This window comes from Aeromonas sp. s13 (assembly GCF_040907905.1).
GTDB classification, from domain to species: Bacteria; Pseudomonadota; Gammaproteobacteria; order Enterobacterales; family Aeromonadaceae; genus Aeromonas; species Aeromonas veronii.
This window is the reverse complement of the sequence record NZ_JBFOCS010000054.1, coordinates 13,125-25,445: the sequence shown is the minus strand read 5'-3', so window position 1 is coordinate 25,445 and position 12,321 is coordinate 13,125. Positions and strand designations below refer to the sequence as shown.

The 12,321-nt window shown below is 60.0% G+C and carries 7 protein-coding genes; 4 read left to right on the top strand and 3 right to left on the bottom strand.

Annotated elements, in window-relative coordinates:
• Positions 1 to 12 precede the first annotated feature (12 nt).
• The gene (locus tag AB5Y82_RS09775; protein WP_111900205.1) at positions 13 to 2,118 is read right to left on the bottom strand and encodes a methyl-accepting chemotaxis protein; all 2,106 of its coding nucleotides are present in this window, start codon (positions 2,116 to 2,118) and stop codon (positions 13 to 15) included.
• 140 nt (positions 2,119 to 2,258) lie between these two features.
• On the opposite strand from AB5Y82_RS09775, the gene nadA reads away from it, so the two are divergent.
• The gene (nadA, locus tag AB5Y82_RS09770; protein ID WP_162632514.1) at positions 2,259 to 3,332 is read left to right on the top strand and encodes a quinolinate synthase NadA; all 1,074 of its coding nucleotides are present in this window, start codon (positions 2,259 to 2,261) and stop codon (positions 3,330 to 3,332) included.
• Between the two features lie 70 nt (positions 3,333 to 3,402).
• Here nadA and AB5Y82_RS09765 read toward each other — a convergent pair whose 3' ends face one another.
• Entirely contained in the window at positions 3,403 to 4,269 is an 867-nt protein-coding gene (locus tag AB5Y82_RS09765) for a D-hexose-6-phosphate mutarotase (protein WP_111900206.1), read from the bottom strand.
• Positions 4,270 to 4,355: 86 nt separating this feature from the next.
• Positions 4,356 to 5,351, bottom strand: coding sequence for a type I glyceraldehyde-3-phosphate dehydrogenase (gene gap / locus AB5Y82_RS09760; RefSeq protein WP_005335708.1), 996 nt, complete (start codon positions 5,349 to 5,351; stop codon positions 4,356 to 4,358).
• A gap of 347 nt (positions 5,352 to 5,698) precedes the next feature.
• Between gap and malQ the strand changes: the two genes are divergently transcribed.
• From malQ to glgX, 3 genes are all read left to right on the top strand, one after another.
• Positions 5,699 to 7,888, top strand: a complete 2,190-nt coding sequence (malQ, locus tag AB5Y82_RS09755; RefSeq protein WP_162632515.1) for a 4-alpha-glucanotransferase — start codon at positions 5,699 to 5,701, stop codon at positions 7,886 to 7,888.
• Positions 7,889 to 7,970: 82 nt separating this feature from the next.
• On the top strand, positions 7,971 to 10,148 hold the full coding sequence (gene glgB / locus AB5Y82_RS09750) for a 1,4-alpha-glucan branching protein GlgB (protein ID WP_111900208.1): 2,178 nt from the start codon (positions 7,971 to 7,973) through the stop codon (positions 10,146 to 10,148).
• Positions 10,148 to 12,304: a glycogen debranching protein GlgX gene (gene glgX, locus AB5Y82_RS09745; protein WP_368173916.1), complete on the top strand. Its 2,157-nt coding sequence runs from the start codon at positions 10,148 to 10,150 to the stop codon at positions 12,302 to 12,304. The genes glgB and glgX overlap by 1 nt, the downstream gene beginning before the upstream one ends.
• Positions 12,305 to 12,321 lie beyond the last annotated feature (17 nt).

Genomic DNA, 12,321 nt, shown 5'->3' with positions numbered 1-12,321 from the left:
TCTGGCTGCCACTCAGGTACGCAGCCGATCGAGCTGACTGGCCAGCGACGTGGCCGCTTGCTCCAGCGCTTCGCTCAGTTGATGGCTGGAGCTTGCCTCCTGCCCGATCACGTTGGCGGTATCGCCGATCCGCATCAAATTCTTGTTGATATCGTCACTGACGGCGCTCTGCTGCTCGGCGGCGGTGGCAACCTGACTGATGTGGTCGTGGATCTGCTGGATCTGGGCCACCACCCGATTGAGCGCCTCGAACGCCTGCTCGGTACCCTGCACCGTGGTGGTGGAGCGCTCGATGCCGGTATTCATCAGACGCTGGCTGCTGCTCACCTCAGTCTGCAAACTGCCAATCAGCTGGCCAATCTCGTCGGTCGATTCACGGGTCTTGTTGGCCAGCGCCCGTACCTCGTCTGCCACCACCGCAAAGCCACGGCCCATGTCCCCTGCCCGCGCCGCTTCGATGGCGGCATTGAGGGCCAGCAGGTTGGTCTGCTCGGCAATGGCGCGGATCACATCGAGGATCCGGCTGATATTGGTGCTGCGCTGGGCCACCAGCGCCACCGCTTTATCCGCCTCATGCATATCGCCGACCAGAGTATGGATCTCGTTGCGGGCATTGCTGAGGGTCTGCTGGGCGGTATTGATGTGGTGGGTCGCCGCTTCCGACTCCTGCGCAGCCTGCTCGGCATAACCCGCCACGCTGACTGCCGTGGTGCTCATCTGATGCATGGCGCTCACCACGCTCTCCAGCTCCAGATTCTGCTCGTCCAGACTACTGCGCATGGTGTCGGCGGTATGTTTCATCTCCCGCGCCTGCTGGTAGACCTGCTGACCGATCCCCTTGCTCATTTGCACCATGCCCCGCAGCTTGCCGAGAAAGGCATTGAGCTGGGCGCCCAGATCGATCAGCTCCTGATGGGTGTCGATCTCCATCTGCTGGGTCAGGTCCCCCTCGTTGCTGGAGAGATGGCCCACATGGCGGCTGATAAGAGAAAGTGGCGCTGTGATGGTCTGGATAAACCAGACCAGCAGTCCCAACACCAACAGGGTGATACCGCCCATGGCGATGATCTGCTGCCGCTGGGCATCCACCAGCAGGGCGCCGAGCTCGCTGCTGATGGTGTGCGCCTTGCTTAGGGCCAGCGCCTTGGGCACCTTGATCATCAACCACCACTGGGTATTGGCTGCCTCAACCCGGATGGGCTGATGAAGAATGAAGTCACTGTCGCTGCTGACCGGCTGACCGTCAGGCAGGGTCAGGCCCACCTCCTTGAGTGGACGGCCCAGCTTGTCGGCATAGCGGTTGCTGCCCACAATCAGCCCCATCTTGCTGACCAGGGTCACATCCGCCTTGTTGTCATAGAGGCTCTTGCCAAGGTTTTCAGCCAGTTGCTGGAAGATGGGCAGGTTCATATCCACCCCGGCCAGCCCGACAAACTTGCCGTCACGCAGCACGGGCACCGTCAGACTGGTCATCAGCATCTTGTTGCCCGGGCTGATTTCGTAGAGGTAGGGCTCCATCAGGCAGGGCTGGCGGGTATCGCGACCACAGAGATACCACTCGCTGTTGCGAATGCCGAACTCGTTGAGGGAGGTATCAAACTTGGCCTCGCTGGCGGCGGCGTCCACCGCTTGCTGAGCGACGGCCCCTCCCTGATCCTTGGTGAAATAGACCTCCAGACTCCCCTTGCCTGCCACCGAGTGGCTGGCCCCGCCCAGCCAGTTGCCATCCTCGCCATCATAGCCATCCGGTTCAAACTGGGCATAAATGGAGCTGATCCCGCTCGCTTGCTGCAGGCTGCTGCCGAGCAGAGACTCCACTTGGGGCCGCGACAACCGCAGTTCCGGTTTGGCCATCCCGGCTTCAATCTGGGCGGTCACGGTCAGGGGGATCTGATAGGAGTTCTGCATCAGCGAGGCAATCTGGATGGCATAACGCTCTGCCTGATACTGCAGGCTGCGGGAGACCTCCTCTTCCAGTGCATCGCTGGTCTGGGTCATCACCATGTTGCGAAGGGAGCTGAAAGAAGCCGATTGCAACAGGGTCATGGCCAGCCCGGTCAGCAGAAACAGCCCCATGGTAAGGCACAACAACTTGAACTTGAGGGAACGTTGCTTCATGCGACAACTCCTTATGGCAGAATAACAACGAATTAATTGAGTATATTCGCCCACTTGCGCTTCACCCGATTTGTTGATGGGTTTGTGACAGGCTTATGGTTATAATTTTTGCCTTCCCGAGCGTTGATGGAACAGTCGCAATGAACAATGCACTGAGCAGTGTCCCGCCGGTAGTCGCGATGGACTACCCCTTTCCGGCCAAACCTCTTCCCCTGAGTGCCGAGCAGAGAACGACCTTGACCACAGAAATCAAGGCGCTGCTCAAGGAGCGCAAAGCGGTACTGGTTGCCCACTACTACACGGATCCCGAGATCCAGGCGCTGGCCGAAGCCACCGGCGGTTTCGTCGGTGACTCGCTGGAGATGGCCCGCTTTGGTCGCGATCACGAGGCGCAGACCCTGATTGTCGCCGGGGTGCGCTTCATGGGGGAAACCTCCAAGATCCTGAGCCCTCACAAACGGGTGCTGATGCCGACTCTGGAGGCCGAATGCTCCCTCGATCTGGGCTGTCCCATCGAACAGTTCTCCGCCTTCTGCGATGCCAATCCCGACCATACCGTAGTGGTCTATGCCAATACCTCGGCCGCCGTCAAAGCGCGGGCTGACTGGGTGGTGACCTCCAGCATCGCACTCGAGATCGTCGAACACCTCGACAGTCTGGGTCACAAGATCATCTGGGGCCCGGATCGCCATCTGGGTGCCTATATCGAGAAGAAGACCGGGGCGCAGATGCTGCGCTGGCAGGGCCACTGCATCGTCCACGACGAGTTCAAGGCCCGCGCCCTGCGCGAGCTGAAAGAGCAGAATCCGGATGCCGCCGTGCTGGTTCATCCGGAATCCCCCGCCTCGGTGATTGAGCTGGCCGATGCGGTGGGCTCCACCAGCCAGCTGATCAAGGCGGCCAAGGAGCTGCCCCAGCATAAGCTGATCGTGGCGACCGATCGGGGCATCTTCTACAAGATGCAGCAGGCTTGTCCGGAGAAAGAGATGGTGGAAGCACCGACCGGTGGCGATGGCGCTACCTGCCGCAGCTGCGCCCACTGCCCCTGGATGGCGATGAACGGTCTGGTGGCGATCAAGGAAGCGCTCACCGATGGTGCCGAGCGCCACGAGATCCATGTCGATGAAGCGCTGCGGGTAAAGGCCCTCATCCCGCTCGATCGGATGCTCAATTTCGCCGCCGAACTCAAGCTCAAGACCCAGGGCAACGCCTGATTGCCGCCGTCACGAGATGCAAAGAGGGCTCCCGCGGGAGCCCTCTTTATTTATCTGAATCTCATCCTGCTCAGATGATCACGGTAGAGAGACTGTGCTCTTCATCCGGCGCAACGGTCACCCCCGCCTCGCCAGCGATGGCGGCCTCGACACACAACATAGTGCGATAGCCATCGTCGCTCATGTCGGCCATGGCGGTGGCCCCTTCCAGCCAGGGGGTCCAGACCACCACGCTGTCGTGGTTGCCGCTCACTACCCGGGTCTCACGCTTACCATCCTGCACGCTCACCAACGCCTCTGGCTGCCAGTAGACCCGATCCAGCGGCCCGCTCAGGGTCAATGCAGCCTGCTGCTTGGCATCCTGCCCGGTCAGCTTGTCGGCATAGGGCTCGCCCAGACCGGTGACGCTCACCGCTTCCGGCGCACTGATTTGCAAATAGGTATGCAGCGCACCGCTATAAGTCAGCGGCTGGCTACCGGTGTTGCGAGTGGTCAGCACCAGCGAAAGCTCTTTGCCCACCAGCACGTCCAGTTCCAGCTCGAAGGGGTGATCCCACAGGGCGCGGGTCGCATCGCTGTCGCGCAGGGAAAGATGAACAAGCGTGCCGTCAGCGTGATCGGAGACCCCGTCCAGCATCCAGAGGGTGGTACGGGCAAAACCGTGGGAGGGCTTGCCGCTACCGACGCGGGCGGGCGCCGGGCCAAACCAGGGCCAGCAGATCGGGATACCACCGCGAACAGGCTTGCTGCCATCCAGCACCGCCTTGTCACTCAGCCAGATGGAGGCCGGCTCGCCATGACGCTGATAGCTCAGCACATGGGCGCCAAACAGGCTGATCTCGGCCTTGGCATAGTCGTTATTAATGGTGAGAACCGGCAGACCGGCCGCATTGTTGGCAAGCTTGCAATTGGCTGTCAGGGGACGAATGGATTGCATGTGGACTCCTGTCATCAGGGGAAACCGAAAAACAAAAAGGCGGCCAATGGCCGCCTTTTTCAAGCTACGCGATTGCGCATCCCAAATTACTTGGAGATGTGAGCGATCAGGTCCAGAACTTTGCTGGAGTAGCCCATTTCGTTGTCGTACCAGGATACAACTTTAACGAATTTGTCGTTCAGCTGGATACCAGCCTTGGCGTCGAATACGGAGGTCTGACGCTCACCCAGGAAGTCGGTAGATACAACTTCGTCTTCGGTGTAGCCCAGAACGCCTTTCATAGCGCCTTCGGAAGCAGCTTTCATCGCTTCGCAGATTTCTGCGTAGGTGGCAGCTTTCTTCAGGTTAACGGTCAGGTCAACAACAGACACGTCCGGAGTCGGAACACGGAAAGCCATACCGGTCAGCAGGCCTTTCAGTTCCGGGATAACTACGCCAACAGCTTTGGCTGCACCGGTAGAGGACGGGATGATGTTCTGAGCCGCACCGCGGCCACCGCGCCAGTCTTTGGCAGACGGACCATCAACGGTCTTCTGGGTAGCAGTGGTAGCGTGAACGGTGGTCATCAGGCCAGACTCGATACCGAAGGTATCGTTCAGAACCTTGGCGATCGGAGCCAGGCAGTTGGTGGTGCAGGAAGCGTTGGAAACGATGTCCTGGCCAGCGTAGGTAGAGTCGTTAACACCCATTACGAACATCGGGGTAGCGTCTTTGGACGGGCCAGTCAGAACAACTTTCTTGGCACCAGCAGCGATGTGCTTACGAGCAGTCTCGTCGGTCAGGAACAGACCGGTAGCTTCAGCAACAACGTCAACACCGATTTCGCCCCACTTCAGGTTGGCCGGGTCACGCTCAGCGGTAACACGTACGGTTTTGCCGTTTACAACCAGGTTGCCGTCTTTAACTTCAACGGTACCGTTGAAACGACCGTGAGTTGAATCGTACTTCAGCATGTAAGCCATGTAGTCAACATCGATCAGGTCGTTGATACCAACAACTTCGATGTCTGCACGCTCGCAAGCCAGACGGAATACGAAACGACCGATACGGCCAAAACCGTTAATACCTACTTTGATAGTCATATTTAGTTACCTAACTGTTCAGTAGTCAAAGAAAATTCCGCTTGTAAATTTACTAGAACTCTCCGGTGAGTCAACCAACATTCTGTCTGAAATTGCGCTATATCATGAAAAACTGTGAAATTAATTTTCTGTTTATGTAACTGATTACCACGTTTTGACGAAAAAAGTGCCAGATCGTGGCATCGCGCAGATATCAACAATAGTGCCTACTCGGTCACACAACCATTCACTGAGATATGTAAAAATGTGCGCGGTTTAGCATGGCCAAAGAGCCACTGTTCAAGTACCACCCCATAAAAATCAAACAAAATAGTATAGATAGAATCCACAGCGGGAATTCTCAAACTATGACCACCCTGATTGAACAGCTGGCTGCCGCAAAAGGTATCGCCAGCGAGTATGTCGATGCCTGGGGCCACCCGGCCCAGGTATCAGAAGAGAGCAAGGCCGCCATGCTGGGCGCCATGGGCTACCGCGTCGATGACGAGGCCGCACTGGTGCAGCAGCTGGAAGAGGAGCATCGCCAGCACTGGCTGCGGGCGCTGGATCCTGTGATGGTGGTTCGCACCGGCGACGCCGTTACCCTTGAGGTTCGCCTCCCCATCGAATTCGTCAACGACGCCCTCACCTGGCAGCTCCAGCAGGAGCAGGGTGCTGTGCTGTCCGGTCAATTCACCCCCATCGAGGGTGAGCTGGTCGGCGTGGCAGAATTTGAAGAGATGGAGTGCCAGGCCTATCGTGTCACGCTGGAGATGGCCCCGGAGCTGGGTTATCACCAGTTGGTACTGCTGGAAGAGGGCAATGACGAGCCGCTGGCTACCATGCGCCTCATCGTCGCCCCCAAGGCCTGCTACAAACAGGCGCCGATTGCCAATGGCCGCAAGGTATGGGGCCCCAGCGTGCAGCTCTACTGCCTGCGCAGCCGCCACAACTGGGGTATCGGTGATTTCAGCGATCTGGGCCAGCTGGTCGAGAAAGCGGCCGCCTGGGGTGCCCACTTCGTCGGCCTCAACCCTATCCACGCCCTCTATCCGGCCAATCCGGAGAGCGCCAGTCCCTACAGCCCCTCTTCCCGTCGCTGGCTCAACGTGGCTTATATCAATGTGGAAGCGGTGCCCGAATTCCAGCAGAGCGATCGCCTGAAGGCGGAAGTGGCAAGCCCTGCCTTCCAGCAACATCTGGCCGATCTGCGCGCCAAAGAGAACGTCGATTACACCGGCGTGCTCCAGACCAAACTCGGCATGCTGCGTCAGGTGTTCGATGAAGCCACCCTGAGCACCGAGCGTCAGGCCGCCTTTGATGCCTTCGTGGCCGCCGGTGGCGACAGCCTGCAACAGCAGGCAGCATTTGATGCCCTGCAGGCCCACTTCTATGCCAAAGGCGAAAATGCCTGGGGCTGGCCGGTATGGCCGCAGGAGCTGCGCGATTACCACAATCCTGCCGTTGCCGCCTGGATGGCCGCGCACCCGCAAGATGTCAACTTCTACCTCTATCTGCAGTTCCTGGCCGACGAGCAGCTGGCGCAAGCCGATGCCCGTGCCAAAGCAGCCGGCATGGTGATGGGGATCTACCGGGATCTGGCAGTGGGCGTCTCCGAAGGATCTACAGAGATCTGGGCCAACCAGGATCTATACTGCCCGAAAGCCTCGGTCGGTGCGCCGCCCGATATCCTTGGCCCGCTCGGTCAGAACTGGGGCCTGCCCCCGATGAACCCGAACAAGCTGTTCGAAGCGGCCTATCAGCCGATGGTGGACTTGTTCCGTGCCAACATGCGCTCCTGCGGCGCACTGCGCATCGACCACGTGATGGCCTTGCTGCGCCTGTGGTGGGTACCGCCCGGAGCGTCCGCCGCCAAGGGCGCCTACATCTACTATCCGGTCAACGATCTGCTGGGCATTCTGGCCCTCGAATCCCACCGCAATCAGTGCCTGCTGATCGGCGAGGATCTGGGCACCGTGCCGGAGGGGATCGACGTGACCCTGAAAGAGAACGGCGTTCACTCCTACAAGGTGTTCTTCTTCGAGCGCTCCAAGGAAGATGGCGGCTTTATCTCCCCGGCGCACTACACCGAGCAGGCGATGTCGGCCCTGACCACTCACGACATGCCGACCCTCAAGGGCTTCTGGCACTGCGATGATCTGGCGCTCGGCCGTCAACTGGGTCTGTATCCGGATGAAGATGTATTGAAGACTCTGTATGCTGATCGCCACCAGGCCAAACAGCGGATCCTCGACAGCTTGCATGCCCACAAGGTCATCTCTGACAACATCAGTCATGACGTGAACTGGGTCGGCATGAACACCGAACTCAACCACGGTCTGCAGATCCACATGTCCCACGGCAGCTGCGCCCTGTTCAGTACCCAGCTGGAAGACTGGCTGGAGATGGACAAGCCGGTCAACGTACCGGGCACCAGTTACGAATACCCCAACTGGCGCCGCAAGCTTTCCGCTGATCTGGAAGATATTTTTGCCAATGAGGCACTCAAGGCACTGGCTGGCAAGATGAGCCAAGCCCGTGATGAGGCCAGTCGTTGAGACGCTGTCTCCCACAGCGCTCTCACCTAAATCCACTCCGGCTTCGGCCGGAGTGGATGCTCTGTCATGAAAGGAAATCTCGATGCTCGTTGAACGTTTGGTTGCTGCCCGCTGTTCCGATCCCTTCTCTCATTTAGGCCTGCAGGCCAATCCGGATGGGCCCGGCCTCAAACTGACCGCCTGGTTGCCTGATGCCCTCGAAGTTCGCGTCAAGGATCTCAAGTCGGGCAAAGTCGTTGCCACCCTGGCGCCCACCGATGAATCGGGTCTTTTTGAAACTGTTTTCACCCGCCGCAAAAACTCCTTCCCCTATCAGCTGATCGCCAGCTACCAAGATGCCACCACCGAGGTCATCGACCCCTATCAGTTTCAGGATGCCGCCTGGGCAGGCCTGGCCGAACTGACCGCCCAGCCGGAAAACCTCTACCACACCCTTGGCGCCCAGCTGCGCACCGTGGAGCATCTTGGCCAGCAGGTGGAAGGGGTGCGTTTTGCGGTCTATGCGCCGAGCGCCACCGCCGTGAGCCTCATCGGCGATTTCAACTTCTGGGATGGCCGCCGCCATCCGATGCAGCGCAGCCTCTGCGGTCACTGGGTGCTGTTTGTGCCGGGCCTCAAGGCCGGGGATCGCTACAAGTTCGAACTCAAGGATCCCATGGGCAACCGGCTGCCCCACAAGAGCGACCCTGTCGGTTTCTACAGTGAGCAGTATCCGTCGTTCGCCTCCGTGGTCTATGACCACGCCCAGTACCAATGGCAGGATGCCGAGTGGATTGCCAGCCAGCACAACGACAAACGCGAGCAGCCGCTCTCCATCTATGAGCTGCACGTCGGCTCCTGGAAGCGCCACCCCAACGGCGACAGCCTGAGCTGGCGCGAGCTGGCAGTGGAGCTGGTCGCCTACGTCAAGGAGATGGAGTACACCCACATCGAGCTGCTGCCGGTCTCCGAGCACCCCTTCAGCGGCTCCTGGGGCTACCAGCCGGTGGGCATGTTCTCCCCTACCAGCCGCTACGGCACCGCCGATGATTTCAAATACTTCGTCGACCAGTGCCACCAGGCCGGCATCGGCATCATTCTGGACTGGGTACCCGCCCACTTCCCGTCCGATGCCCACGGCCTGGCCCGCTTCGATGGCACCCCGCTCTACGAGTACGAGGATCCGCGCCGTGGCTGGCACCCGGACTGGAACTCCTACATCTATGACTTTGGCCGCGACACAGTGCGCCAGTTCCTGGTGGCGAGCGCCCTGTTCTGGCTCGACAAGTTCCACATCGACGGCCTGCGGGTGGATGCGGTTGCCTCCATGCTCTATCTCGACTATTCCCGCAACGCCGGTGAGTGGGTACCGAACGTCGATGGCGGCAACCACAACTACGAGGCGATCAGTCTGCTCAAGTGGACCAACGAGGAGGTCTACGGCAAGTATCCCCACGCCATGACCATAGCCGAAGAGTCCACCGCCTTTGCCGGTGTCTCCCGCCCCACCTTCCTCGGCGGCCTCGGCTTTGGCTTCAAGTGGAATATGGGCTGGATGCACGACACCCTCACCTACATGCAGAAAGAGCCGATCCACCGTCGCTACCACCACAATGACATGACCTTCTCCATGGTTTACCACTATGACGAGAACTTCGTCCTGTCGCTCTCCCACGACGAGGTGGTGCACGGCAAGCACTCCATGCTCTACAAGATGCCCGGTGACGAGTGGCAGCAAGCCGCCAACCTGCGGGCCTACATGGGGTTCATGTACGCTCACCCGGGCAAGAAGCTCAACTTCATGGGCACCGAAATCGCCCAAAGCAACGAGTGGAACCACGATGCCCAGCTGCCATGGCATCTGCTGCAATATCCCAAGCATGCCGGTCAGCAGCGGCTGATCCACGATCTCAACCACCTCTATCGTCATGAGCCTGCCTTGTATCAGGCCGATTATGAGCAGACCGGCTTCCGCTGGCTGGATCACAACGATGCCGACAACAGCATCTTTGCCTGGCTGCGGGCGGACAAAGAGGGCAAGCAGGCTATTGTGGTGGCTTGCAACTTCACCCCGGTGCCCCGTATCGAATATCGGATCGGCGTCCCAGCGGCGGGCCACTATCGGGTGGTGCTCAACACCGACAGCGAGTATTACTGGGGCAGTAACTATGATGTAGGTCTGGTGTTCGCTGCCGAGCCGACCCCCTGGCAGGGGATGACGCACAGCATAGTGCTGGATCTGCCGCCGCTGGCGACCTTGTTTATCAAACAGGAGTCTTGATGCTTGTAATGGAAAAAGGGGTGGGCCACCCGCTGGGGGCCCGCCTTGACGAGAACGGTTGCCACTTCTGCGTCTGGGCCCCCCAGTCGGACAAGGTGGAGATCTGCCTGTACGACGAGCAGGAGCAGGAGCTGATGCGGCTGGAGCTGCCCGGCCGCCGTGGCCAGTATCGCTTTGGCTACGTGCGCGGCGTAAAGGCCGGTCAGCGCTACGGCTATCGGGTCTATGGCACCCCGCAGGAGGGGATGCTGTTCGATCCGCAAAAACTGCTGATTGACCCCTACGCCAAGGCGCTCAGTCGTCCCACCTACTGGGATGAAGCCCTCTATCAGGGTGACAGTGCAGGGATGATTGCCAAGTCGGTGGTAGTGGATGACAGTTTTGACTGGCAAGGGGTTGGCAAACCCGGGATCAGTCCGGCCCGCACCATTATCTACGAGACACACGTCAAGGGCTTTACCAAGCAGCACCCGGGGATCCCCAAAGCGCTGCAGGGCACCTACCTTGGCATCTGTCACCCGCTGGTTATCGAGCATATGAAGAGCCTCGGCATCACCTCGGTGCAGCTGATGCCGGTGGCCGCCTTCATGTCGGAACCGCGACTGGAGCAGCTCGGACTGACCAACTACTGGGGCTACAACCCCATCGCCTTCTTCGCCCCGGAGCCACGCTACAGCACCAGGCCCGACGAGGCGGTGACCGAGTTCAAGACCATGGTGCGCGAGCTGCACCGGGCCGGGCTCGAGGTGATCCTGGATGTGGTCTACAACCACACTGCCGCCTCTGGCTTCGACGGCCCCACCCTCTCGTTCAAGGGCTTTGACAACGCCGGTTACTACGCCTTCGAAGCGGGCCCCCACGGCCCGGACTACACCCGTCACGCCAACGTGACCGGCTGTGGCAACAGCGTCAATCTGGATCACCCCAACACCCTGCGGCTGGTGCTCGATGCCTTGCGCTACTGGGTCACCGAGATGCAGGTGGATGGCTTCCGTTTCGATCTGGCGGTGACGCTGGCGCGGGAAGCGGGAGAGTTCGAGCCCATGGGCGCCTTCTTCAAAGCCGTGATGGCCGACCCTGTGCTGTCACAGGTCAAGCTCATCGCCGAACCCTGGGATATCGGCCCCTTCGGCTACCGGCTGGGTCAATTCCCGAGCCAGTGGCAGGAGATCAACGACCGCTACCGCGATACGGTACGCGCCTTCTGGCGCGGTGATGCGGGCAAGATGGGGGACTTTGCCACCCGCTTGGTAGGCTCGCGGGATATCTTCCCGAAGAACTGGCGCTCCCCCCACACCAGCGTCAACTACCTCTGCTATCACGACGGTTTCACCCTAGAGGATCTGGTCTCCTACAACCAGCGCCACAATCAGGCCAACGGTGAGGACAATCGGGACGGCCACGGCAACAACCTCTCCTATAACCACGGGGTAGAGGGGCCGACCCTGGATCCGCGGGTCAACAGCCTGCGCCAGCAGCAGAAGCGCAATCTGATTGCCACCCTGCTGCTCTCCCAAGGGACTCCCCACTTCCTCGCCGGGGACGAGATGGGCCGCAGCCAACTTGGCAACAACAACGCCTACTGTCAGGACAACCAGATCAGCTGGGTCAACTGGCAGTGGCGACCGGAGGATGAGCGGCTGTTCGCCTTCACCCAGCAGATGATGGCGCTGCGGGCGGAGTCCTGCGTCTTCTCCAACCTGCAGCTGAGCGACGACAGCTGGAATGGCGCACCGTCCAGCTGCCATCAGGTCAACTGGTATCACCCGGACGGCCACCAGCTCACCGATCAGGATTGGCACGCCCCCATGGGGCAGGCGTTCGCCATGGATATCGGCATGATCAACTGTGTCGGCGAGCGCTGGTACGTGCTGTTCAACGCCAGCGACTATGATATCCAGTTCCGCCTGCCACCGCCGGGGGAAGGGCTGGAGTGGATCCAGACCATCGACACCGCCACCAACGATGGCCTCCCCTTCCTGCCCGATGACATCAAACGGCAGGTGGCAGTCGGCCGGGCCCACTCCCTCAAACTGCTGGAGCGGGTGGCGCTGGCAAGCACGGCGGAAGATGCCCAGCCACCGCAGCAGGAAATTCTCCCTGCATCCGGTGAGGAGATGGTTGCCACCTCGATCACAGATACAGGCAAAGCATAAGAGGCATGCTGGAGTCA

Excerpts from the sequence above, each read along its gene's own strand:
- gap (WP_005335708.1), bottom strand. The coding sequence starts at position 5,351 with ATGACTATCAAAGTAGGTATTAACGGTTTTGGCCGTATCGGTCGTTTC.
- AB5Y82_RS09765 (WP_111900206.1), bottom strand. The coding sequence starts at position 4,269 with ATGCAATCCATTCGTCCCCTGACAGCCAATTGCAAGCTTGCCAACAAT.
- glgB (WP_111900208.1), top strand. The coding sequence starts at position 7,971 with ATGCTCGTTGAACGTTTGGTTGCTGCCCGCTGTTCCGATCCCTTCTCT.
- AB5Y82_RS09775 (WP_111900205.1), bottom strand. The coding sequence starts at position 2,118 with ATGAAGCAACGTTCCCTCAAGTTCAAGTTGTTGTGCCTTACCATGGGG.
- nadA (WP_162632514.1), top strand. The coding sequence starts at position 2,259 with ATGAACAATGCACTGAGCAGTGTCCCGCCGGTAGTCGCGATGGACTAC.
- malQ (WP_162632515.1), top strand. The coding sequence starts at position 5,699 with ATGACCACCCTGATTGAACAGCTGGCTGCCGCAAAAGGTATCGCCAGC.
- glgX (WP_368173916.1), top strand. The coding sequence starts at position 10,148 with ATGCTTGTAATGGAAAAAGGGGTGGGCCACCCGCTGGGGGCCCGCCTT.